22 protein-coding genes, 5 tRNA genes and 1 pseudogene are annotated in these 21,957 nt (G+C 65.4%); 22 read left to right on the top strand and 6 right to left on the bottom strand.

Features of this window, described 5'->3' with window-relative positions; all coding sequences use genetic code 11:
• Positions 1-2: 2 nt before the first annotated feature.
• The 21 genes from ACFPAH_RS18445 (at position 3) to ACFPAH_RS18345 (ending at position 15,330) form a co-directional block, all read left to right on the top strand.
• Positions 3-479: a protein YgfX gene (locus tag ACFPAH_RS18445; RefSeq protein WP_379748220.1), complete on the top strand. Its 477-nt coding sequence runs from the start codon at positions 3-5 to the stop codon at positions 477-479.
• A gap of 193 nt (positions 480-672) precedes the next feature.
• Complete coding sequence (rpoE, locus tag ACFPAH_RS18440; protein WP_379748217.1) at positions 673-1,275, top strand: RNA polymerase sigma factor RpoE; 603 nt, start codon at positions 673-675, stop codon at positions 1,273-1,275.
• Between the two features lie 98 nt (positions 1,276-1,373).
• Positions 1,374-1,676 carry a sigma-E factor negative regulatory protein gene (locus ACFPAH_RS18435; protein WP_379748215.1) on the top strand — a complete coding sequence of 101 codons (303 nt, stop codon included), beginning with the start codon at positions 1,374-1,376 and terminating at the stop codon, positions 1,674-1,676.
• 309 nt (positions 1,677-1,985) lie between these two features.
• Positions 1,986-3,431 (top strand): DegQ family serine endoprotease, encoded by a 1,446-nt coding sequence (locus tag ACFPAH_RS18430; RefSeq protein ID WP_379748213.1) that lies wholly within the window; start codon positions 1,986-1,988, stop codon positions 3,429-3,431.
• A 7-nt stretch (positions 3,432-3,438) separates the two neighbouring features.
• Entirely contained in the window at positions 3,439-3,702 is a 264-nt protein-coding gene (locus tag ACFPAH_RS18425) for a glutaredoxin family protein (protein ID WP_379748211.1), read from the top strand.
• Between the two features lie 455 nt (positions 3,703-4,157).
• Positions 4,158-5,951 (top strand): translation elongation factor 4, encoded by a 1,794-nt coding sequence (gene lepA / locus ACFPAH_RS18420; protein ID WP_379748209.1) that lies wholly within the window; start codon positions 4,158-4,160, stop codon positions 5,949-5,951.
• Positions 5,948-6,862: a signal peptidase I gene (lepB, locus tag ACFPAH_RS18415; RefSeq protein WP_379748496.1), complete on the top strand. Its 915-nt coding sequence runs from the start codon at positions 5,948-5,950 to the stop codon at positions 6,860-6,862. The genes lepA and lepB overlap by 4 nt, the downstream gene beginning before the upstream one ends.
• A gap of 30 nt (positions 6,863-6,892) precedes the next feature.
• Positions 6,893-7,297 (top strand): DUF4845 domain-containing protein, encoded by a 405-nt coding sequence (locus tag ACFPAH_RS18410; protein ID WP_379748207.1) that lies wholly within the window; start codon positions 6,893-6,895, stop codon positions 7,295-7,297.
• Between the two features lie 250 nt (positions 7,298-7,547).
• Positions 7,548-8,303 carry a ribonuclease III gene (gene rnc / locus ACFPAH_RS18405; RefSeq protein ID WP_379748205.1) on the top strand — a complete coding sequence of 252 codons (756 nt, stop codon included), beginning with the start codon at positions 7,548-7,550 and terminating at the stop codon, positions 8,301-8,303.
• A 7-nt stretch (positions 8,304-8,310) separates the two neighbouring features.
• On the top strand, positions 8,311-9,366 hold the full coding sequence (era, locus tag ACFPAH_RS18400) for a GTPase Era (protein WP_379748203.1): 1,056 nt from the start codon (positions 8,311-8,313) through the stop codon (positions 9,364-9,366).
• Between the two features lie 21 nt (positions 9,367-9,387).
• The gene (recO, locus tag ACFPAH_RS18395) at positions 9,388-10,218 is read left to right on the top strand and encodes a DNA repair protein RecO (protein WP_379748201.1); all 831 of its coding nucleotides are present in this window, start codon (positions 9,388-9,390) and stop codon (positions 10,216-10,218) included.
• Positions 10,219-10,230: 12 nt separating this feature from the next.
• Positions 10,231-11,004, top strand: a complete 774-nt coding sequence (locus ACFPAH_RS18390; protein WP_379748199.1) for a pyridoxine 5'-phosphate synthase — start codon at positions 10,231-10,233, stop codon at positions 11,002-11,004.
• Complete coding sequence (gene acpS / locus ACFPAH_RS18385) at positions 11,001-11,402, top strand: holo-ACP synthase (protein WP_379748197.1); 402 nt, start codon at positions 11,001-11,003, stop codon at positions 11,400-11,402. The genes ACFPAH_RS18390 and acpS overlap by 4 nt, the downstream gene beginning before the upstream one ends.
• Before the next feature lie 37 nt (positions 11,403-11,439).
• Positions 11,440-13,590, top strand: coding sequence for an excinuclease ABC subunit UvrC (gene uvrC / locus ACFPAH_RS18380; protein ID WP_379748195.1), 2,151 nt, complete (start codon positions 11,440-11,442; stop codon positions 13,588-13,590).
• Positions 13,591-13,740: 150 nt separating this feature from the next.
• Positions 13,741-14,319 (top strand): CDP-diacylglycerol--glycerol-3-phosphate 3-phosphatidyltransferase, encoded by a 579-nt coding sequence (gene pgsA / locus ACFPAH_RS18375; RefSeq protein ID WP_379748193.1) that lies wholly within the window; start codon positions 13,741-13,743, stop codon positions 14,317-14,319.
• A gap of 88 nt (positions 14,320-14,407) precedes the next feature.
• A tRNA-Gly gene (locus ACFPAH_RS18370) sits at positions 14,408-14,483 on the top strand.
• Between the two features lie 78 nt (positions 14,484-14,561).
• Positions 14,562-14,637 (top strand) — tRNA-Gly (locus ACFPAH_RS18365).
• 43 nt (positions 14,638-14,680) lie between these two features.
• Positions 14,681-14,756, top strand: a tRNA-Gly gene (locus ACFPAH_RS18360).
• A 27-nt stretch (positions 14,757-14,783) separates the two neighbouring features.
• A tRNA-Gly gene (locus ACFPAH_RS18355) sits at positions 14,784-14,859 on the top strand.
• Between the two features lie 76 nt (positions 14,860-14,935).
• Positions 14,936-15,009, top strand: a tRNA-Cys gene (locus ACFPAH_RS18350).
• Between the two features lie 69 nt (positions 15,010-15,078).
• Positions 15,079-15,330 (top strand): hypothetical protein, encoded by a 252-nt coding sequence (locus ACFPAH_RS18345; protein ID WP_379748191.1) that lies wholly within the window; start codon positions 15,079-15,081, stop codon positions 15,328-15,330.
• A gap of 49 nt (positions 15,331-15,379) precedes the next feature.
• Here ACFPAH_RS18345 and ACFPAH_RS18340 read toward each other — a convergent pair whose 3' ends face one another.
• Positions 15,380-16,093 (bottom strand): hypothetical protein, encoded by a 714-nt coding sequence (locus tag ACFPAH_RS18340; protein ID WP_379748189.1) that lies wholly within the window; start codon positions 16,091-16,093, stop codon positions 15,380-15,382.
• Positions 16,094-16,375: 282 nt separating this feature from the next.
• On the opposite strand from ACFPAH_RS18340, the gene ACFPAH_RS18335 reads away from it, so the two are divergent.
• Entirely contained in the window at positions 16,376-18,322 is a 1,947-nt protein-coding gene (locus ACFPAH_RS18335) for a glycosyltransferase family 2 protein (RefSeq protein ID WP_379748187.1), read from the top strand.
• Positions 18,323-18,375: 53 nt separating this feature from the next.
• Here ACFPAH_RS18335 and ACFPAH_RS18330 read toward each other — a convergent pair whose 3' ends face one another.
• The 5 genes and pseudogenes from ACFPAH_RS18330 to ACFPAH_RS18310 form a co-directional block, all read right to left on the bottom strand.
• Positions 18,376-19,887: a hypothetical protein gene (locus ACFPAH_RS18330; protein ID WP_379748185.1), complete on the bottom strand. Its 1,512-nt coding sequence runs from the start codon at positions 19,885-19,887 to the stop codon at positions 18,376-18,378.
• 24 nt (positions 19,888-19,911) lie between these two features.
• Positions 19,912-20,421, bottom strand: coding sequence for a hypothetical protein (locus ACFPAH_RS18325; protein ID WP_379748183.1), 510 nt, complete (start codon positions 20,419-20,421; stop codon positions 19,912-19,914).
• A gap of 25 nt (positions 20,422-20,446) precedes the next feature.
• Positions 20,447-21,124, bottom strand: a complete 678-nt coding sequence (locus ACFPAH_RS18320; RefSeq protein ID WP_379748181.1) for a C39 family peptidase — start codon at positions 21,122-21,124, stop codon at positions 20,447-20,449.
• A complete protein-coding gene (locus tag ACFPAH_RS18315; RefSeq protein WP_379748179.1) occupies positions 21,121-21,567 on the bottom strand; it encodes a hypothetical protein in 447 nt (148 codons plus the stop codon). Before ACFPAH_RS18315 ends, ACFPAH_RS18320 begins: the two co-directional genes overlap by 4 nt.
• Before the next feature lie 123 nt (positions 21,568-21,690).
• Positions 21,691-21,957 (bottom strand): annotated as a pseudogene (locus ACFPAH_RS18310) (hypothetical protein); the annotation flags it as partial.

The raw sequence follows: 21,957 nt of genomic DNA, 5'->3' as shown, positions 1-21,957 counted from the left end.
CCGTGTCCGCGCATATCGCGCCGTCACGCAGTTTGCGCGCCGTGCTCGCGCTGTTTGCGCTCGCCTGTATCGGCGCCGCCGCCGCCATTGTCCTGGTGTTGCCCGGACGCTTCATCGGCGCCCCTTTTTGCTCCGCATTTTTCCTCCTGGCAGGCCTGCTTTCCCTGCACGGATGCGTCAGCGCGACAAAGACGCACCAGATTGATGTATCTGGAACCGGCACGGTGCGGCTGACGGTAAAACAGGAGATGGAGGTCGATGCGGTGGCGCCGGAAGCAAACGTCGTTACCGTGCTGCCCGACACGCTGGTCTGGTCGCATTTTCTGCTGTTGCATCTGGGCGATGCGCAGGGAAAAACAAGGGTGGTGCCGGTGTTGCGCGACAGCCTGGCCCCGTCCGACTACCGGGCGCTGCGGGTCGCGCTGGCCGGCTCCCGCAGGCACATTTCGCCGGCGGCAACGACAAATAAAATACTTTGAACTTATTGCAGCAGGCCAACTCTTAAGCTTGAAGGGACCTCGATAAACCGTCGCGAGCGGAAGCAGATTTGGCCGCGCCCCCAAAGGGATGATGCTCGCTGTACGTTAGTACAGCGAGCATCGCAGGCCAAATAGTCGACGCGCAGTAGGTTTATCGAGGTCCCCTCAGGCGGGCAGCCAAGGGGCACCGTCAGTGACGACAGAACGCGAGGGTGATCAACTGCTGGTCGAACGTGTGCAGGCCGGTGACCGGCAGGCGTTTGATTTGCTGGTGGCGAAGTATCAGCGCAGGCTGATGCGGCTGGTCTCGCGCCTTGTGCACGACCCCGCCGAAGCGGAGGACGTGGTGCAGGAAACCTTTATCAAGGCCTTCCGCGCCTTGCGCCACTTCCGCGGCGAGTCTGCGTTTTACACTTGGCTGTACCGGATAGGCATTAACACAGCAAAAAATTTTCTCGTCACACAGGGCAGGCGTGCACCGACCTCGACCGAGGCCGATTCGGAACGCGCCGAGGGGTTTGACGATGCGGATAGCTTGCGGGACATCAACACACCAGAATCGGTGTTGGCGAGCAAGCAGATCGCGTACACGGTCAATGCAGCAATGGAAGCGCTACCGCTGGAACTGCGGACGGCGATTGTCCTGCGCGAAATTGAGGGTTTGAGCTACGAGGAAATCTCCGAAGTGATGGCTTGTCCAATCGGCACGGTGCGCAGCCGGATTTTCCGGGCGCGGGAAGTGATCGCCGAGAAATTAAGGCCCTTGCTTGACTTTCCCGCTGACAAGCGTCGGTAGTAGCGATGATCGCAAGACGGATACTTTTTCTTGAGTGTCTGGAAACCTGGGGCATTTTTGGTATTTTGGATCACGCAGCTACTGTCATGGAACCACCGATGGACACGAACAAGAAAAACCGCGAGCGTATTTCCGCCCTGTGCGACGACGCGCTGCCAAAAGACGACCACGAACTGACCAGCGCCGCGCTGCGCACGGACGAGGGGCGGGCAGCTTGGGAGGTCTATCACCTGATCGGCGATATGCTGCGTACAGGAGAGTCCGCCGACCTGTCGCCGGACTTCTCCAGCCGCCTCGCCGCGCGCCTGGCCGCCGAGCCGCTGCACCCGCGCCGCGCTGCCAGCTCCGAGGCCGAGCACGCCAAGCCGGCCGCGCTCGCCGCCTCCTCGCCATCCTCCTGATCGGCCCAGGCCGGCGCCCGCCTGCCGGGCGTCCGGTCTCCGGTAGCGGCCGGCGCAGGTTCTCCTGGCGCACCCCTGAACACGCGGGCCGGCAGCCTGGCCGGCAGCGCCCGCGTGCCGGCGTCCCGCTTGCCGCTGGCCGCTGGCCGCACCCGCGGGTTTGCCGCAAGAGGCGCATCCGCACGTCAACCTGGAAGGTCAAGACGGGACGTCAAGACGGGACGTCAAGACGGGACGTCAGGATGGCGCGACAAATCAATGGATTTTGGCTTACCATAACGTCAATTTACGTCCTCATCCCTGACTCCCATGACAAGCAAAACCCGTAGCCTAGTCCTGTCGGCCCTGCTGTTGGCGTGTGCCGGTCTGTCCACCCCTGGCGCGGCGATCGGCGCCGCACCGGTTCCCACTCCCGTGGTGACCGGACTGCCGGACTTTACCGACCTGATCGACAAGGCCGGGCCGGCGGTGGTCAACATCCGCACGACCGAGCGGGTGCGCTTGGGGCAGGGCGGTCCGGGGGAGGAGGAAATGCAGGAATTCCTGCGCCGCTTCTTCGGCCAGCCGATCCCGCGCCGGCGTTCGCCGCAGCCGCAGGGCGAGCAGGAAGTGCAGCGCGGCGTCGGTTCCGGCTTCATCATTTCGGACGACGGCTATGTGCTCACCAATGCCCACGTGGTCGAGGGCGCCGACGAGGTCACGGTCACGCTGACCGACCGCCGCGAGTTCAAGGCCAAGGTGCTGGGCGCGGACCGCCGTTCCGACGTCGCCCTGCTGAAAGTCAGCGCCACCAACCTGCCTTACCTGCGCACCGGCGACTCGAGCAAGATCCGGGTCGGCGAATGGGTGATCGCGATCGGTTCACCGTTTAATCTCGACAATACGGTCACCGCCGGCATTATCTCGGCCAAGTCGCGCGACACCGGCGACTACCTGCCGCTGATCCAGAGCGATGTCGCCGTCAACCCCGGCAACTCGGGTGGACCTTTGATCAACATGCGCGGCGAAGTCATCGGCATCAATTCGCAGATCGCCACGCTCTCCGGTGCCTATAACGGCATTTCGTTCGCCGTGCCGATCGACGAGGTGATGCGGGTTGCCGACCAGCTCAAGAAGACCGGCACGGTCACGCGCGGGCGCCTGGGCGTGCAGATCAGCGAAGTCACGCGCGACGTCGCCGAGTCGCTGGGCCTGGGCAAGGCGCGCGGCGCCGAGGTGTCGATGGTCGAGCCGGGCGGCCCGGCGGAGAAGGGCGGCATCAAGGTCGGCGACATCATCCTGAAGTTCAACGGGCAGCCGATCGAGACCACGCGCGACCTGCCGCGCATCGTCGGCGCGACCAAGATCGGCACCCGCGCCACCGTCACCGTCTGGCGCCGCGGCGCCCAGCTCGACGTGCCGGTCACCATCGTCGCCCTCGAGGACGAAAAGACGGCCGACGCCAGGCCCCAGCCGAACAAGCCGGCCCCGGGCGCCCCGCCCAACGTGCTCGGCCTGCACGTCTCGAACCTGACGGCAGCCCAGCGCAGCCAGCTGCGCATCGAGGGCGGCGTGGCGGTCGACGCCGCCGAGGGCAGGGCGGCCAGCGCCGGTATCCGCGCGGGCGACCTGATCCTGCAGATGAACAATGTCGAGATCAAGGACGCGGCCCAGTTCAATGCCCTGGCCGCCAAGCTCGATCCGAAGAAGCCGGTGGCGGTGCTGGTGCGGCGCGACAACGTCACCCAATACCTCGTCGTCAAGCCAGGCAAGTGAGGCCGCAGTGAGCACCTTTACCCTCTATTCGCGCAGCTACTGCCACCTGTGCGAAGACATGCTGGCGGCGCTGCAGGCGCTGGCGCCGGCCGGCCGGCCCTTCGAGGTCGAGGTGATCGACGTCGATGCCGACCCGGCGCTGGTGGAGCGCTTCGACGAGCTGGTGCCGGTGCTGTACGGCCGGCTCGACGAGCCGGAACTCTGCCATTACTTTCTCGACGATGCCGCCGTGCGGCGCTACCTCGAGGGCGTGGCCGAGCAGGCAATGTAGGGTGGGGACGCCTGCCCGCGCGGTCGTGCCCGTGCATGTCCGTCCGTTGGCGATTCCTTCGGCGCCGCCTCCGCGTGGGCTCAAGTGCCCACCCTGCGCCCTCCAATCATGCCGACACGACGCAGGCTTGCGCGTGGGCACAGGGTGCCCAGTCTAGGTCCTTCGCGGCCGCCCTGGCGGCAATTCGTCCTTTCGCCTCGTCGACTTCCTCACAAACCGGGCTTTCTACCCTGAAATCCGGTAAAATGCCTGGTTTGAAAAAAGCTTCCAGCGCTGTCCCGGAAGCTTCGCACGTAGAGCTAAGTTGAACTCAGTTGAATTCAGTTGAACTAAGGCGCTCGCCTGGGGAAGACACGCCCCCCACGGAGCGCTTTTTTCTTGTTGCGCCGGCAGTTCGCGGCGCCGGCCGGCCACCCGCCTGCGGCCTCGCCCCTTTTTGGTTTTGAGCTTTGTTAATGAACAACATACGTAACTTCTCCATCATCGCCCACATCGACCACGGTAAATCGACCCTGGCCGACCGCATCATCCAGCTGTGCGGCGGCCTGTCGGACCGCGAAATGGACGCGCAGGTGCTCGACTCGATGGACCTGGAGCGCGAGCGCGGCATTACCATCAAGGCGCAGACCGCGGCCTTGCAGTACAAGGCGCGCGACGGCCAGACCTATAACCTGAACCTGATCGACACCCCCGGCCACGTCGACTTCAGCTACGAAGTCTCGCGCTCGCTGTCGGCGTGCGAAGGCGCGCTGCTGGTGGTCGACGCCAGCCAGGGTGTCGAGGCGCAGACGGTCGCCAACTGCTACACCGCGCTCGACCTGGGCGTGGAAGTCGTGCCGATCCTGAACAAGATCGACCTGCCGCACGCCGACCCGGACAACGCCAAGAAGGAAATCGAAGACGTCATCGGCATCGATGCGTCCGACGCGACCGTGTGCTCGGCCAAGACCGGCCTGGGCGTGGAAGACGTGCTGGAAACCCTGATCGCCAAGGTGCCGCCGCCGAAGGGCGATCCGGACGCGCCGCTGCAGGCGCTGATCGTCGACTCCTGGTACGACCCGTATGTCGGTGTCGTCATGCTGGTGCGCGTGGTCAACGGCACCCTGCGCCCGAAAGAGAAGATCCTCCTGATGGCCACCGAATCGGTCAACCTGGTCGAGAACATCGGTATCTTCACGCCGCGCTCGGTCTCGCTGCCGCAACTGTCCGCCGGCCAGGTGGGTTTCATCATCGCCGGCATCAAGGAACTGACCGCCGCCAAGGTGGGCGACACCGTCACCCTGGCCAGCCGTCCGGCGGCCGCGCCGCTGCCGGGCTTCAAGGAAGTCCAGCCGCAGGTGTTCGCCGGCCTGTTCCCGGTCGAAGCCAACCAGTACGACGCGCTGCGCGACTCGCTGGAAAAGCTCAAGCTGAACGACGCCGCCCTGATGTACGAGCCGGAAGTGTCGCAGGCGCTGGGCTTCGGTTTCCGCTGCGGCTTCCTGGGCCTCTTGCACATGGAAATCGTGCAGGAACGCCTGGAGCGCGAATTCGACATGGACCTGATCACGACGGCGCCGACCGTGGTGTACGAGGTCGAGATGCGCGATGGCTCGATCATCCGCGTCGACAATCCGTCGAAGATGCCGGAACCGTCCAAGATCAACGAGGTGCGCGAGCCGATCGTCGACGTCAATCTGTACATGCCGCAGGAATATGTCGGCTCGGTCATGACGCTGTGTAACGGCAAGCGCGGCATCCAGATGGACATGGCCTACCACGGCCGCCAGGTCAAGCTGCACTACGAGATCCCGATGGCGGAGATCGTGCTCGACTTCTTCGATCGCCTGAAGTCGACCTCGCGCGGCTATGCCTCGATGGATTACGAGTTCAAGGAAAACCGCGCCGCCGACGTGGTGAAGGTCGACATGCTGATCAACAGCGAGAAGGTCGATGCGCTAGCCATCATCGTGCACCGCGCCAACGCACCGTACCGCGGCCGCCAGGTGGCCGCCAAGATGCGCGAACTGATCCCGCGCCAGATGTTCGACGTGGCGATCCAGGCGGCCATCGGCGCCACCATCATCTCGCGCGAAAACGTCAAGGCGCTGCGCAAGAACGTGCTGGCGAAGTGCTATGGCGGCGACATCAGCCGTAAAAAGAAACTGCTTGAGAAACAAAAAGCCGGTAAGAAACGCATGAAACAGGTGGGTTCGGTGGAAATTCCACAGGAAGCCTTCCTCGCGATCCTTCAAGTGGAAGACAAATAACGATGCAACCAATCCTGGCGAATTTTGCGCTTATCCTGCTCGTGCTCATGGTGATCACGGGCGTCATCTGGTTCTGGGATGTGCTGGTCCTGTCCAAGCAGCGCCGCGCCGCCGCCGATGCCGCACTGGCCGAGTACGACGCACGCATGGCCAAGCTCACCAGCGAAGGCATCAAGGTCGACAGCAACAAGCGCGCCGCGATCGAAGCGGCGCACTTGCGCCAGCCGACCTGGGTCGAGTATTCGGGCAGTTTCTTCCCGGTGATCGCACTCGTGTTCTTCCTGCGCTCCTTCCTGTGGGAGCCGTTCAAGATTCCGTCGAGCTCGATGGTGCCGACCCTCGAGGTCGGCGACCTGATCCTCGTGAACAAGTACACCTACGGTATTCGCTTGCCCATCGTCAACAAGAAGATCATCGAGATCAACGATCCGCAGCGTGGCGATGTGATGGTCTTCAAGTATCCGAAGGACATGAGCCAGGACTACATCAAGCGCGTCATCGGTGTGCCAGGCGACAAGATTACCTACGAAAACAAGCGGCTTACGGTGAACGGCAAGGCGGTCGAATACACGCCGCTCGACGATTACCTGGACGCGGACCGGCCGATCTATCACAAGCAATTTATCGAAGAGCTGCCGGGCAGCCGGCACCGTATCCTGAACACGGAGCCGGCGCGCTCCTTCAATCTCGATGCCGTGGAGAACTTCCCACACCGGGAAGCCTGCGACTATTCGTACGACAAATTTACCTGTATCGTACCGGAAGGCAATTACTTCATGATGGGTGACAACCGCGACAACAGTGCGGACAGCCGTTACTGGGGTTTTGTTCCCGACAAAAATATCGTCGGCAAAGCCTTCCTGGTGTGGATGAACTTCGGCGATCCGAAGCGCATCGGCGGCATCCAGTGACGGCGCTGCCGTCGTCGCTGAGGAGGCAAGATGTGCAAACATAAGCAAGTGGGTCTGGAGCGGCAGCGGGGCATCTCGCTCACCGGGCTGATCCTGGTATTGATGGTGCTGGGGCTGTTCGCGGTCCTGGCCATCAAGATCGTGCCGTCCTGGCTCGAATACCGCTCGGTGCAGGACGGTATCGTTCGCGCCAAGGCCGCGGGCGGCTCGACTGCCGAGATGCAGCAGGCCTTCGACAAGTTTGCTGAAATCAACAACGTCGAAGCCGTGCGCGGCCGTGACCTCGTCATCAGCCGTGACGGCGCCAGCCCCGAAATCAGCTTCGCCTACGAAAAGCGCATCCCGCTGACCGGGAAAGCGACCCTTGTCATCGATTACGATGGCACCACCGAGGCCAGCGGCGTCGTCGCGGCAAAGTCCGCCGCTGCCGACTGAGCGCACCTGGCCCGCGGCCGGCTTGCTCCGCCCGCCGCGCCGGCGCGCTGGCGGAAGCGCAGGCGCCGATGCGGCGTCTGCCGTCCGGAGGACCGTCCTCCAGCACACCCTGCGCGCCGCCGGTGCGGCCCCGGCCGGCTCGGTCCGGCTGCATAAGCGCCGCCGCGCGCGGCGTTCGTACTAGAATGAACCCATGATGAATCTTCAGTTACTGCAAACGCGCCTAGGTTATACGTTCCGGAACGCTGCTTTGTTGCAGCAGGCCCTGACGCACCGCAGCCATAGCGCCCTGCATAACGAGCGCCTCGAGTTCCTTGGCGATTCGATCCTCAACTGCGTGGTCGCCTCGATCCTGTACGAGCGCTTCACCCATCTGGACGAGGGCGACCTGTCGCGCCTGCGCGCCAACCTGGTCAAGCAGCAGTCCTTGTTCGAAATCGCCCAGAAGCTCGAACTGTCGCAGTTCCTGCGCCTGGGGGAGGGCGAGCTGAAGTCGGGCGGTTTCCGCCGGCCGTCGATCCTCGCCGACACCCTCGAGGCCCTGCTCGGCGCGATTTTCCTCGACGCCGGTTTCGAGGCGGCGCGCGAGGTCATCCGCGCCTTTTACATCCCCCTGCTCGACACGGTCGACCCGCGCACGCTCGGCAAGGACGCCAAGACGCTGCTGCAGGAGTTCCTGCAGAGCCGCCGCATCGCACTGCCGACCTATAACGTGATCGCCACCCACGGCGCCGCCCACAACCAGGAATTCGAGATCGAATGCCTGGTCCCGAAACTGAACATCCAGGTCTTCGGCCGCGGCGGCAGCCGCCGCGCCGGCGAACAGGCCGCCGCCCGCCTGGCGCTCGACACGGCCGAACAGGCGCTGCGCAAGACGCCGGCCGCCGGCCGCAAGGCCAAGCCGCGTGCCGCCCAGCTCAAGCTGGCCGGCATCGCCACCATCCAGGGCGAGGACGCGGCCAATGCGCAGGCCCCGGCCGCCGTCGCCCCTACCAAACAGGCATGAACGAAGCATGAATACCGAAAACAACCCCGCCGACCAGCAATCCGCCGAACACGAATCTGCCAAGACGGCCGACAATCAAGCCGACAAGCAGGCCGACAAGCAGCCCGCCGGCGACAAGCCGGCGGTCGATGTGGACGCCTTCTTCGCCGACCGCAGCGACGCCAGCGGCGGCACCTCGGCCGAGGGCTTCCGTTGCGGCTACATCGCCATCGTCGGCCGCCCGAACGTGGGCAAGTCGACGCTGATGAACGTGCTGATCGGGGCCAAGGTATCGATTACCTCGCGCAAGGCGCAGACCACGCGCCACCGCATCACCGGCATCCAGACCATCGAGGATGCCCAGTTTATCTATGTCGATACGCCGGGCTTCCAGACGCGTCATGCGAATGCACTGAACAAAACCCTGAACAAGACTGTCTCGAACACGCTGACGGCATCGGACGTGGTGCTCTTCCTGGTCGAGGCCGGCACCTTCGGGCCCGCCGACCAGCAAGTGCTCGACCTGCTGCCGAAGAACGTGCCCGTGATCCTGGTCATCAACAAGTCCGACCGCATGAAGGACAAGGCCACCCTGATGCCGTTCGCGCAGAAGGTGGCCTCGCTGCGCGACTTCACCGCCATCGTGCCGGTGTCGGCCAAGATGCGCTTCCAGGTCGACGCCCTCGAACGCGAGATCCGCAAGCACCTGCCGGAAAACCCGCCGGTGTTCGGACCGGACGACATCACCGACCGCAGCGAGAAATTCCTGGCCGCCGAGATCGTGCGCGAAAAGGTATTCCGCCTGCTGGGTGACGAGCTGCCTTACACCAGCACGGTCATCATCGAGCAGTTCATCCAGGAGGGCAACCTGCGCCGCATCTTCGCCGCCATCCTGGTCGAGCGCGACACGCACAAGTCCATGATCATCGGCAACAAGGGCGCCCGCCTGAAGGAAATCTCGACCCAGTCGCGCCTCGACATGGAAAAGCTGTTCGACGGCCCCGTGTACCTGGAGATCTGGGTCAAGGTGAAGTCGGGCTGGGCCGACAACGAAGCAGGCCTGCGCGCCTACGGCTACGAGTAAGGCCGGGCCGATCCAGCACGCATGACGAGCCCCGACGCCGACCTCCAGCCCCGCGACGCCCAGGCGGCCGTGCCCGCCGCGGAGGCGCCGCGCACGGGCCAGCCTGCCGCGCCGGCGCGCCGCAACCGGGCGCCGGTCGGCAACCTGCGCATCAATGGCCAGCCCTCGTTCGTGCTGCACAGCTATCCCTACAAGGAAACGAGCCTCATCGTCGACCTGTTCACCCGCGACCACGGCCGCATCGCGGTGGTGGCCAAGGGTGCCAAGCGGCCGCTGTCGAAGCTGCGCGGCGTGCTGCAAACCTTCCAGCCGCTGTCGGTCTCCTGGAGCGGCAAGTCCGAACTGCGCACGCTGATCGACGCCGAGTGGGTAGGCGGCATGCTGCCGCTGGAGCGTACCGCGCTCCTGTGCGGCTTTTACCTGAACGAGCTGCTGGTCAGGCTGCTGGCCCGCGACGACCCGCACCGCGCGCTGTTCGACCACTACGTTTCCACGCTCAACGAGCTGGCGCATGGCGAACCGGCACAAATCGCCTTGCGAAAATTCGAACGGGCCTTACTTAAGGAAACAGGCGTCGCCGCCGACCTGGGCCGTTCGACGACGACGCGCGAAGCGGTGCAGGCTGCCGTCGACTACGTGGTCGATCCCGAGCGCGGGGCGCGCGAAGCGCGGGTGTCCGACGTCTGGCCGGTGGTATCCGGCAAAACCCTGCTGGACATGGAGCGCGAGGATTACGGCGACCCGGCCACCCAAAGCCAGAGCAAGCAGCTGATGCGTTTCCTGCTGGCGCACCACCTGGGCGGCACGCCGCTCAACACCCGGCAGATTTTGATCGACTTGATGCAGTTATAACACCTGAATAACATGAGCTTCCTGCAACCCGCCGGCCCGGTCATCGACCTGGGCGTCAACATCGACCACATCGCCACCGTGCGCAATGCGCGCGGCACCGTGTATCCGGACCCGCTGCGCGCGGCCTTGCTGGCCGAGCAGGCCGGCGCCGACCTGATCACGCTGCACCTGCGCGAAGACCGCCGCCACATCAAGGATGCCGACGTGATCGCGATGCGCCCGCAACTGGCCACGCGCATGAACCTGGAAGCGGCGGTCACGCAGGAGATGATCGACTTCGCCTGCCAGGTCCGCCCGCAGGACGTCTGCCTGGTGCCCGAGCGGCGCGAGGAAGTCACCACCGAAGGCGGGCTCGACGTGATCCGCTATTTCCACGAGGTCGAGACGGCAGTGCAACAGCTGAAAGGCGAGGGCATCCGCGTATCGCTCTTCATCGACGCCGACGAGGCCCAGATCGAAGCGGCGGCGCGTACCGGCGCCACCGTGATCGAGCTGCATACGGGGCGCTATGCCGAAGCCGAAGGCGCCGCGGTCCAGCACGAGCTCGAGCGCATCCAGGCCGGCGCGCTGGCGGGCGTGCGCCACGGCCTGGTGGTGAACGCGGGCCACGGCCTGCATTACACCAACGTGCAGCCGGTAGCGGCCATCCGCGAGATCGCCGAACTCAACATCGGCCACGCGATTGTCGCCCATGCGCTGTTCGCCGGCTGGGAAAATGCGGTGCGCGAGATGAAGGCGATCATGGTGGCGGCCCGGCTCGGCGTGTCGCTGGGGGCCGCAAAATGATCTATGGAATCGGCACCGACATCGTCCAGATCTCGCGTGTCGAGGCGGCGCTGGCGCGCAACGAGCGCTTCGCCGAGAAGATCCTCGGCCCCGAGGAGCTCGAGAAATTTCGTGCGCGGCGCGCGCGCAGCGAAGTGCGCGGCCTGCGCTTTCTCGCCACCCGCTTTTCGGCCAAGGAGGCGTTTTCCAAGGCGATCGGCTTCGGCATGCGCATGCCGATGACCTGGCGCTCGGCCCAGATGCTCAATGCCCCGAGCGGCAAGCCGGTCATCGTGTGCAGCGGCGCACTCGACGCATTCATGCGCGAGCACCGCCTGAGCGCCCAGGTCACGATCAGCGACGAGGCCGACTATGGCGTCGCTTTCGTGATCGTTACCCAGGACCCGGCGGCGTCCTGAGCCCATTCGTCCGCACCACCAACGCAAGTGACAGCCAGTGACCAAGGAAGTGCAATCCCCCGAGCTGCCGGATCGACCGGCGCCAGACAACCAGCCGGCCGATGAGGTAGCCAATGAGGTGGCCAATGAGGTGGCCAATGAGGTGGCCGAAGCGCCCGTCGCCTATGCGGCCGCGGGCGGTGCCGCCATGCCGGCCCCGCATCCCGTCGAGGGCAAGCCCAGGCGTGCCCGCGCCGCCCGCAGCAAGCCGGCCGAGGCCCCGGCACCACGTGTGCGCCCCGACGCCTGGCAGGCCGTGAAGGAAGAGCTGACCGCCACCCTGAAGGGCGACGCGGCCGACCCCGTGCAGCCCGGCGCCACGGCCAGGGAGCAGGTGCTGGCGACGGTCGCCAAGTTGCCCGACCTGCCGGGCGTGTACCGCTATTTCGACGCCAACCAGAACGTGCTATATGTCGGCAAGGCGCGCAACCTCAAGAAGCGCGTGTCGAGCTATTTCCAGAAAAACCTGTCGAGCCCGCGCATCGCGATGATGGTGGCGCAGATCGCCAACCTGGAGACGACGATCACGCACAGCGAGGCCGAAGCCCTGATCCTGGAAAACAACCTGATCAAGGCGCTCAAGCCCCGCTACAACATCCTGTTCCGCGACGACAAATCCTACCCCTACCTGAAGCTCTCGGGGGGCGATTTTCCGCGCATGGCCTATTACCGCGGCGCCCTCGACAAGCGCAGCCAGTATTTCGGCCCTTTCCCGAGCGCCTGGGCGGTGAAGGAATCGATGCAGATCCTGCAAAAGGTGTTCATGCTGCGCACCTGCGAGGACAGCGTGTTTGCCAACCGCACGCGGCCCTGCCTGCTGCACCAGATCGGGCGCTGCAGCGGACCTTGCGTGAACCTGATCGCCAAGGATGAGTACAAGGTAGACGTCGAGAACGCGGCCAAGTTCCTGCGCGGGCGCCAGACCGAGGTGCTGGAAGACCTGGAGCAAAAGATGCACGGCTTCGCCGAAAAGCTGATGTTCGAGCAGGCGGCCGGGGTGCGCAACCAGATCCAGTCGCTCTCGCGCGTGCTGCACCAGCAGAGCATGGAAACGACGGGCGACGCCGACGTCGACGTGATCGCCGTGGTGGTGCAGGGCGGACGCGCCTGCGTCAACCTGGCCATGGTGCGCGGCGGGCGCCACCTGGGCGACCGTGCCTACTTCCCGACCCAGGTCGCCGAGGCGATCGCCGAGCAGTCGATCGAATGCGAGGTGCTGGCTGCCTTCCTGGTGCAGCACTACACCGACAAGTTCATCCCGGGCACCCTGATCCTGAACATCGAGTTCGACCAGCCCGAACTGATGGTGGCGCTGACCGAGCAGTGCGGGCACCGGATCAACCTGATTTTCCAGCCGCAGGGCCAGCGCCGCCAGTGGCTTGAGCTCGCTCAGAAGGGCGCCGAGATCTCCCTGGCGCGCCTGTTGTCTGAACAAGGGTCGCAGCAGTCGCGCACGCGCGCCCTGGCCGAGGCGCTTTCGCTGGACGCGGCCGACCTCGACAGCTTGCGCATCGAATGCTTCGACATCAGCCACACGGCGGGCGAGGCGACCCAGGCCTCCTGCGTCGTGTTCCACCACCACGCGATGCAGAATGCGGAATACCGGCGCTACAACATCAATGACATCACCCCGGGCGACGACTACGCGGCGATGCGCCAGGTACTCATGCGCCGCTACGAGAAGGTCGCCGGCGGCGACGGCGTCATGCCCGACGTCGTGCTGGTCGACGGCGGCAAGGGCCAGGTCGAGATGGCGCGCCAGGTCTTGTCCGAACTCGGGCTCGACATCGGCCTGATCGTCGGCGTGGCGAAGGGAGAAGGGCGCCGGGTCGGCCTGGAGACGCTGATCTTCGCCGATGGCCGGGCGCCGCAGGAACTCGGCAAGGAGTCGGCCGCCCTAATGCTCGTCGCCCTGATCCGCGACGAGGCGCACCGTTTCGCCATTACAGGCATGCGCGCCAAGCGCGCCAAGGCACGCCAGGCCTCGCGCCTCGAGGAGATCGAGGGCATCGGCGCCAAGCGCCGCCAGCGCTTGCTCGCCCGCTTCGGCGGCCTGCGCGGCGTGATCGACGCCAGCGTCGAAGACCTGTGCCAGGTCGAGGGCATCTCGACGGCGCTGGCGGAAGAGATTTACCGGCAGTTGCACTGAGCCGCGCAGGGTGCTTGAGGTCACTGGCCTCAAGCACCCCTGCGCCGGTCCGCCGCTGTCCTGCGCCCGAGCTCAACTGGTTTAAAGAGCAATACCCATGTAGACTAGCGGCGCACGCATTTTTCCAACGGTAAGCCAGTTCAAGCCCCTATGCCTTTTAACATCCCGATTCTCCTGACCTGGTTACGTGTAGCACTGATCCCCCTCGTTGTCGGCGTTTACTACCTCCCCACCCACTGGCTTCCGGTAGCCGACCGCAACCTCGCGGCGACCCTGGTCTTCATCGTGGCCGCCGTCACCGACTGGTTCGACGGCTTCCTCGCACGGCGCTGGAACGAAACCTCGGCCTTCGGCGCCTTCCTCGATCCGGTGGCCGACAAGCTGATGGTCGCCGGCGCCTTGCTGGTCCTCATCCAGCTCGACCGGGTGAATGCGATCATTGCCTTCATCATCATCGGCCGCGAGATCACGATCTCTGCCCTGCGCGAATGGATGGCCGAAATCGGGGCCCGCAAGTCGGTGGCCGTGAGCTCGCTGGGCAAGGTCAAGACCGCGGCCCAGATGGCGGCGATCCCGATGCTGCTGTTCCATGACCGCCTGCTGGGCCTGGACATGTACTACTGGGGCCAGGTCTTCCTGTGGGTCGCCGGTGTGCTCACCGTATGGTCGATGTTCTACTATCTGCGCCGCGCGTGGCCGCTGATTAAAGAAAAGAGCGGAAACTTGTAAGATTAATTCTTCGGCATCCTTGACGTACGGATCAGATCATCTATAATGCTTGCCTGTTGCGACGACAACGCAGCAAACGACAGACAAAGCGGGAGTAGCTCAGTTGGTAGAGCGCAACCTTGCCAAGGTTGAGGTCGAGAGTTCGAGACTCTTCTCCCGCTCCAGCGTTTGCAGCGAAGTCAGCAAAAACAGCGTGTCTTGGAAGTTGAAACAATTTCTGCGATAATCGATGTTTCCAGTATGCGGGAGTAGCTCAGTTGGTAGAGCGCAACCTTGCCAAGGTTGAGGTCGAGAGTTCGAGACTCTTCTCCCGCTCCAGTCACCTGGAGCAGCAGTAGTAGTAAAGGTAGTAACACTCCGTGCGGGAGTAGCTCAGTTGGTAGAGCGCAACCTTGCCAAGGTTGAGGTCGAGAGTTCGAGACTCTTCTCCCGCTCCACAAGGCGTGTCATAGCAGGACTCCTAAGCGGGAGTAGCTCAGTTGGTAGAGCGCAACCTTGCCAAGGTTGAGGTCGAGAGTTCGAGACTCTTCTCCCGCTCCAGAATTCAGAGAGGACATTTCTTCTCATGTTGATTTGGAACATAACCGTCCGGGTCAGCAGTCGTACAGTATACTCTGGCGAGGTAGCAAAGCGGTTATGCAGCGGCCTGCAAAGCCGTCTAGACGGGTTCGACTCCCGTCCTCGCCTCCAGAATGCACGAACAAAATCGCCGCCCGTCGGCGATTTTGCATTTCTGGATCCACAATAGCGAAAATGACCATGCGTCGCGAAATCAAGACTTTCAAGGAAGCCGGTGTGCTGACGCTCAGCGTCTGGCGCGAAGCGATCCATTTTTTTCTCAGTATCGAGTTGTGGCTGATGGTGCTGGTGGCCGCGGCCACCGTCGGCGGCGTCTGGCTCGCCGTCCTCGGCGACTGGCGCTGCCTGCTGTCCTTCGGTTTTGCGATCGGCTATGTCGTCGCCCGGACGATATTGCACGTCAGGCGCCTCCTGACCTGGCCCTTCATCTGAGCCGACGCGCTCGCTGTCCTGCCGCCTGCCTGCGCCAGCGCCATGCCCGTCACACCAGTTCGTAACGCGCCCGGTAGGGCCGGAATCCGATCCGGCGCTTGAAGTCGCGCAGTCCCGGCTGGGCGCCGAGAAAAGTGTCGTACATGAAGTAATCGACCGCGCCTTCCTCGATCAGGCGGCACACGATCGTGGCCAGCAGCAGGTACATGATGCCGTCGTTGTTCTTGTAGCCCATCAGCTGGTCGGTTGAAACAAAATTACCATAGCGCAGGGTACTGCAATAGGCCGTCAGGCGGTCCTCGGGATCGAAGACGCCGTAACATGTACCGTGGGGCAGGTTGTCGTAGCGGGTTTTCTTGACCAGGTAGGCGTCGTCCATCGGACGGCCCTGGCGTTCCTCGCAGGACGTATGGATGGCGTGGATCTCGTCGATGTGGTCGTTGCGGTCGATCGGGCGCAGCCGGTAGCCGCGGGCAGCCGCCTTCCGGCTTTTCTGGCCGGCATAGCCGTCGCGGCGCACGCTGTGCAGGTAGTTGCTGGCCTCGCCGCCAAAGGCCGCCAGGTCGATCAGGGCAATCCCCATCGTCTTGTTGCGGATGAGCTTCAGGCGTGGATGGCGCCGCGTGAAATTGGCATGGGCGCGGGGAATGTGCTCCGGATGCAGGCGTCGCTCGAAGCGCAGCCGGGCCACCGGCAGGCGCGCCAGTTGCGCCACGACCAGCGCGCGATCCATCAGCTTTGCGAATAGTTCTGACGTTTCCATAAGTACTCCTCATGTCGGGCGCTGGCGGCGGACCCGTTCTGCCGGACGACGTGAAGTTGGATCAGCCTGTCAAGTCAGAGTCGCAGGAAACTGAACAGTTCCCCGTTCACGCCTGATTTCACGCAAACCCTGACGGTCTCTCTGCCATAAGCTGATCGAATCCACTGACAGCGAGGCCAATACCATGTACCCGACAGCGCGCCCCAGCCGGCGCCATAGCACTTGCCCGCCGCCGTGCATCGGCTGCGCAGGTGCCGGGCGGCCCTGCGCCGGGAGCCTGCCATGAGCCGTGCGGCGCCCCGCGTCAGCGTGCTCATGCCCAGCTACGAGCAGGCCGCCTTCCTGCCGCGCGCACTCGACAGCCTCCTGGCGCAGTCCATGGGCGACTGGGAAGCGATCGTCATCGACGACGGCTCCGGCAGCGCAACCTGCGAGGCGCTGGCACGCTGGCGCGATGACCCGCACGCCTCCGCTTTACGCGTTCCTGGTTCACGCGTTCCTGGTTCACGCGTTCCTGATTCACGCGTTTATTACTTGCGCAACGAGCGCAACGAGGGGCTGGGGCGCTCGCTCAACATCGGGCTGGAGCACGCGCGGGCACCGCTCATCGCCTACCTGCCCAGCGACGATGTCTACTACCGCCACCACCTGGCGCAGCTGTGCGCCGCGCTCGACGGCAAGCCGGAGGCCGTGCTGGCCTATTCGGGCCTGCGCCACCACTACAACCGCAGCGCAGCCGGGCCGCTTCCCGGCGGCTGGCTGCAACTGGTGCAATGCCTGCACCGGCGCAGCGCCGCGCGCTGGGTCGAGCGCGCCGAGTTCGAGTCCGACGACCTCGAACAACTGTTCTGGCGGCGCCTGCGCCCGCTGGGCGATTTTGCCGGCACCGGCAGCGTCAGTTGCGAATGGGTCGACCACCCGGCACAGCGCCACAAACTGATGCAGGAACCGCTGGGCGGCATCAACCCGTTCCGCCAGCACTACCGCGTCGAAGTGCCGCTGCGCTTTCGCAGCTCGGTGGGCAATGCCATCGACGAGGTAGGACAGTACCGGGCGGCACGCGAGCGCGCACCGGCCGCACGCGCCGCCGACGGCTTGCGCATCGTGCTGGCGGGCGAACTGGCCTACAACGCAGACCGCGTGCTCGCCCTGGCCGAGGCGGGCCATGCGCTGTACGGTCTCTGGACGCGCCAGCCCAACTGGTTCAATACCGTCGGCCCGCTGCCCTTCGGCCACGTCCAGGACTTGCCGGCGCACGACTGGCGCGCCGCGATCGAACGGCTCCGGCCCGACATCATCTATGGCCTGCTGAACTGGCAGGCGGTCCCGTTCGCCCACGAAGTGATGCTGGCCACGCGCGGCATTCCCTTCGTCTGGCATTTCAAGGAGGGGCCGTTCATCTGTATCGAGAAGGGGAGCTGGCCGCAGCTGGCTGCCCTGTACCGCGAGGCCGACGGACGCATCTTCAGCAGCCCCGAGATGCGCGACTGGTTCGATACCGCCGTGCCGGGTCTCTCGACCATGGGGCCCACACATGTGCTCGATGGAGATCTGCCGCTGGCCGCCTCGGTCGCCGGCGAGCCGTCGCCACGGCTGTCCGCGCGCGACGGCGTCATCCATACCGTCGTGCCCGGACGGCCGATCGGCCTGCATCCGCACACGGTGGCGCAGCTGGCGGGCGAGGGCGTGCACTTGCATTTCTATGGCGACTTCACCCAGGGCCAGTGGCGCGGCTGGATCAAGGACGCCCAGGCGCTGGCACCGGGCCACCTGCACCTGCATGCCAATGTCGAGCAGGCGCGCTGGCGCAGCGAATTCTCGCGCTACGACGCCGGCTGGCTGCACGCCTTCGCCAGCGCCAACGAGGGCGAGCTGCGCCGTGCGAACTGGGACGACCTGAACCTGCCGGCGCGGCTGTCGACGCTCGCTGCGGCCGGACTGCCGATGATCCAGCGCGACAATACCGGGGCGATCGTCGCCGCCCAGGCCCTGGCACGCGACTGCGACATCGGCGTGTTTTATCGGGACATCGCCGAGCTGGCCGACAAGCTGCGCGACCGTCCCGCGCTCGATGCCATCCGCGCGCGGGTGGAGGCGAACCGGCAGCGCTTCTGCTTCGATGCGCACGTGCCCGAACTGGTCGGATTCTTCCGCCAGGTGATTGCCGCGGCACGCGCAGGGAGCCCGGCCGGCTCCCTGTGGGCGGCGCAAGCTCCTGCTCCGATGTGAATCGAAGCGGCCTTGTCAGCGCACACGGGCGGCATGGGCCGGCCGGCGCCGCATCAGAACGACATCGGCACCCGCACCATCAGTGTGACGTCCGGCGTGTCGCGGGTCAGGCCGGCGCCGACGGCCACGCTGAGCGTCTTCTTGTCGCTCAGGCGGTAGGAGTAGCCGATCAGGAGCGTGCCGAGCTGGAGCCGCACCGATCCCGGCACGGTGACGCCGGACTGCTTCGTGCGCGCGATCGAGTTGTGGTCGTAGCCGACGCTGAACGAGGCCTTGTCGTTGAGCGCCAGGCCCATGCCGAAATTGAAGCCGATGACGCCGCCCGGGGCGACTTCGCCGAGCGGTTCCTGCACCCCGCCGATCACCGTGCGCGCGACGGTGCGCTTGAAGTTGTGCAGGTAGCTGAAGCTGCCGAAGAAGACGGCCGGGTCCGAGGGGAAGAGCCAGGTCAGGCTCGGCTGCAGCGAATGGAAGCCGGAGCCGGTCGGCAGTTCCAGCGGCAGGCCGGTGCCGGTGATGTTGTCGCCGATGCAGCGGCGCTGGCAATCGGTGACGACTTCGAAGGGGTCCTTGCCGGTGCGCGACTTGTAGCGTAGCCCACCGATGAAATACGGCTTGTCCGGACCGCCATCGTTGAGCTGGTAGCGTGCCGCCAGCTCGACGTCGCCGAGCGAGCGGCCGCTGGTCTCGAAGGCGCGCTCGACCGCGGTGCCGGTGAACACTTCGCGGCTGACGGTCGCGTCGCTGCGGTAGACATACGGCAGCTTGGCCTCGACCTCGAAGCGGTTGGTCAGGCCGCGGCGCAGGGTCAGGCTGGCAGTCGTCGTGTTGCGCTTGACCTCGCGCACGTCGATCAGGCCGATCAGCAGGGCAGGGATCACGGTATAGCCGACCAGCGCCACGCGGTTGCTGGAGGAATAGCCGTACTGGAGGGCAGGCTCGACGACGTATTTGCCGCGTGGCGTCAGCACGCCGGGCTGCTCGAAGATCGGGGCCACCTCGGGCAGGCGGCTGTCGCGCGCCGGAGCACGGCCGACGGCGGCCGTGCCGGCGGCCGGTGCCGCCACCGGGGCGGTCGGCGCGCTGGCCGGTCCGCCGACGGGCGCGGCCGGTGCGGCCGGGGCCTGGGGCGCGCCGCCGGTACCGCGCAGCAGCTCGAGCTGGGCGCCGGATGCCGGCACGGCCAGTCCTGCCGCCAGGGGCGACGCCGAGGCCGGATTGGCGGCCGCGCCCGCGGCGATGGCGGCGCCCCGGGTGGCTGCCAGTTCGGCATCCGATGCGGGCGGCGCCGCCGTGCCTGCGAGGAAGGGCGGCGCCGCGGCAGCCGGTGCAGCGGCCGGATCGGGAGCGGGAGCAACAGCGGGAACAACTGCGGGAACAACTGCGCGCGCGCTGCGCACGCCGCGCTCGAGTTCCTCGATGCGGGCCTGCTGCGAGGCAAGCTGCTGGCGCATCGCCTTGACCTGTTCGACCAGTTCCTCGACGGATTGCGCCTGCGCCGGTACCGCGCACAAGGCGGCGCTGACGGAAAGTAAACCAGCACTGAGCGCCGGGATTTTCTGCATGAATCGCTCCCTGGATGAGAGCCGTCAGCGGGGCGTGACGGCGGTTGACAATGCATTGTTGAGGCTTGTGCCGAAATTGAGCGCGCGCAGCATGCCGGCGGTGTTCACCGTGGCATTGATCGCGGTCTGGCTCTTGATCAGCTGGTCGTTCAAGGTGTTCTGGATGAGCGTGCCGCCCAGCAAAGTCGAGGAATCGGAGGCCACCGCGCGTACATCCCCGTTCTGGATCAGGCGCAGCTGCCCCAGGGCTTCGCCCGAGATGCTGCCCTGGCCGCTGGCGAGCTTGCCGATGTCGCCCAGTTGCAGTTCGGTGCGCTCGACAACATTGCCGTTGATGCTCACCATGCGCTCCAGCCCGAGCCGCACCACCAGGCCCTCGGGGGTGATGAAGCCGCCGCGCGTTTCGTCGAGCGTCGCACTGTCGACGGCATGGTCGGGCGTAAACAGGCTGGGAGGCGCCAATTCGGCCGGCGCCGCGAGTGCCAGGCCGGCCAGCGGGGCCAGCAGCATCGGCAGGGAAAGATGAAGCCGCATGACGGTATTCCTTCGCACTTACGTATTAAAAATCGCCGGGGCCGAATTTCGGTAACCCGTAGGTCGTCTCGATGGCGCGCCCAAGGCCCTCCGCCAGCGGCGCGCGCGGCGCGTTACGCCAGTCGGCGGCCAGGTTGAAACCGGGTTTCACGGGGCCTTCATGCACCACGAACAGGATGCGGTTGGCCCAGATCGATTCGAAGCGCGCGCGCGCCATCAGGCGGGTGCCGCGCGAGGGGTCGCCGAGCAGGATGCGGCCGTCCTCGTAGCCCTTGACGACCACGAAGTGGTGGTAGCCATTGTCGGAAATGAGCACGATGGCCGGCAGCTTTGCCTCGATCAGCTTGTCGAGCGGCAGCAGGAAACCGTTTGCGGTGAAGCCGCGGCTCTTCAGGAAACGCTGCATGTCGAGCAGGGAAAACCCCTCGCGGCGGATCTTTTGCTGGTCGCCGTCGGCATACATCTGGCGGAAGGCGTCCTGCTCGCTGGTCGGCGTCGCGTAATGGTGGGTCAGCAGCGTTGCCAGCGCGGCCGAGCCGCAGCTGAAGTCGTACTGCTGGCGCAGCGTGGCCTGGAAACGCAGGTCTTTCATGCTCTTGACGGGCATGCCGACGCGCAGGCCGGTCGGCAGCGACAGCTCGGCCGCGCCGGCCGCGGGCGCGAACAGCAGCGCCGTTGAAACGATCAGGAATGGCAATTTCATTGGAATTGCAGGTTGATGACGGTGGCGTTCTGGATCAGCACGTTGGCGCCGCTGTTCTGGATGACCACCGGAATACCGGACATGTTGGAAAACGAGCCGGCGTCGATCGTGTTCGAACCGGTGCTGACGTTGACCGCGCTGTTGTTCGCCACGTCGCCGTTGAGCCTGGTGTCGTTGACGACCGTGTCCGCGCGTCCCCGTTCGTGGCCGAGCCGTTCGAGGTCGACCGCCTCGATGCTGTCGCCGCCGACCTGCAGCCTGGCGTGCACTTCGAGCCTGGGCAGCGCAAGCAATTGCGTCCTGACGTCGACCGTGGGCGCGCCGTGCAGGTCGGCCGCGCCGAGCACCGCGGGTTCGGCTGCGCCGGCCGGCGCGGCCAGGATAGCGGCCAGCGCCAGCGCGCAGGCCTGGCCCATGCGGGCAGATGCAAAGGTAGGGCTCATCGTTTCTCCCGGGTCCGGAAGACCGCCCGCAGGCGGGACGGCCTTCCGGTAAAGCACTGACATTGAACATCTATACTGAACACTTACAGCGCGACAGCAGGACCGGCGCTTGCCGGCCAGCGCTTACGGTCCGACCGTCAAGTTGCTCTGGACGTTGACGCTCTGCTGGATCAGGGACGAGAAGCCGTTGTTCTGGCTGATCACCATCACCCCGGCGGCCGACTGGCCGACACTGCTCATCGTGTTGGACATGTCGAAGGTGCCTGCGCTGACGGTGTTGGTGCCGCCTGCGCCGCCGGTCGCCGTGCCGCCTGCGCCACCGGTGCCGGTGCCCGCCGTGTTGGCGCCGCCGGTGCCGCCTGCGCCGCCGGTCGCCGTGCCGCCTGCGCC

This window comes from Massilia sp. GCM10023247, from assembly GCF_042653325.1.
GTDB lineage: Bacteria > Pseudomonadota > Gammaproteobacteria > Burkholderiales > Burkholderiaceae_D > Telluria.
Note: the sequence above shows the minus strand (reverse complement) of the source record. Positions and strands in the feature narration are given on the sequence as shown.

Excerpts from the sequence above, each read along its gene's own strand:
- ACFPAH_RS18435 (WP_379748215.1), top strand. The coding sequence starts at position 1,374 with ATGGACACGAACAAGAAAAACCGCGAGCGTATTTCCGCCCTGTGCGAC.
- ACFPAH_RS18430 (WP_379748213.1), top strand. The coding sequence starts at position 1,986 with ATGACAAGCAAAACCCGTAGCCTAGTCCTGTCGGCCCTGCTGTTGGCG.
- lepA (WP_379748209.1), top strand. The coding sequence starts at position 4,158 with ATGAACAACATACGTAACTTCTCCATCATCGCCCACATCGACCACGGT.
- ACFPAH_RS18410 (WP_379748207.1), top strand. The coding sequence starts at position 6,893 with ATGTGCAAACATAAGCAAGTGGGTCTGGAGCGGCAGCGGGGCATCTCG.
- era (WP_379748203.1), top strand. The coding sequence starts at position 8,311 with ATGAATACCGAAAACAACCCCGCCGACCAGCAATCCGCCGAACACGAA.
- recO (WP_379748201.1), top strand. The coding sequence starts at position 9,388 with ATGACGAGCCCCGACGCCGACCTCCAGCCCCGCGACGCCCAGGCGGCC.
- ACFPAH_RS18390 (WP_379748199.1), top strand. The coding sequence starts at position 10,231 with ATGAGCTTCCTGCAACCCGCCGGCCCGGTCATCGACCTGGGCGTCAAC.
- acpS (WP_379748197.1), top strand. The coding sequence starts at position 11,001 with ATGATCTATGGAATCGGCACCGACATCGTCCAGATCTCGCGTGTCGAG.
- pgsA (WP_379748193.1), top strand. The coding sequence starts at position 13,741 with ATGCCTTTTAACATCCCGATTCTCCTGACCTGGTTACGTGTAGCACTG.
- ACFPAH_RS18345 (WP_379748191.1), top strand. The coding sequence starts at position 15,079 with ATGCGTCGCGAAATCAAGACTTTCAAGGAAGCCGGTGTGCTGACGCTC.
- ACFPAH_RS18340 (WP_379748189.1), bottom strand. The coding sequence starts at position 16,093 with ATGGAAACGTCAGAACTATTCGCAAAGCTGATGGATCGCGCGCTGGTC.
- ACFPAH_RS18335 (WP_379748187.1), top strand. The coding sequence starts at position 16,376 with ATGAGCCGTGCGGCGCCCCGCGTCAGCGTGCTCATGCCCAGCTACGAG.
- ACFPAH_RS18330 (WP_379748185.1), bottom strand. The coding sequence starts at position 19,887 with ATGCAGAAAATCCCGGCGCTCAGTGCTGGTTTACTTTCCGTCAGCGCC.
- ACFPAH_RS18325 (WP_379748183.1), bottom strand. The coding sequence starts at position 20,421 with ATGCGGCTTCATCTTTCCCTGCCGATGCTGCTGGCCCCGCTGGCCGGC.
- ACFPAH_RS18320 (WP_379748181.1), bottom strand. The coding sequence starts at position 21,124 with ATGAAATTGCCATTCCTGATCGTTTCAACGGCGCTGCTGTTCGCGCCC.
- ACFPAH_RS18315 (WP_379748179.1), bottom strand. The coding sequence starts at position 21,567 with ATGAGCCCTACCTTTGCATCTGCCCGCATGGGCCAGGCCTGCGCGCTG.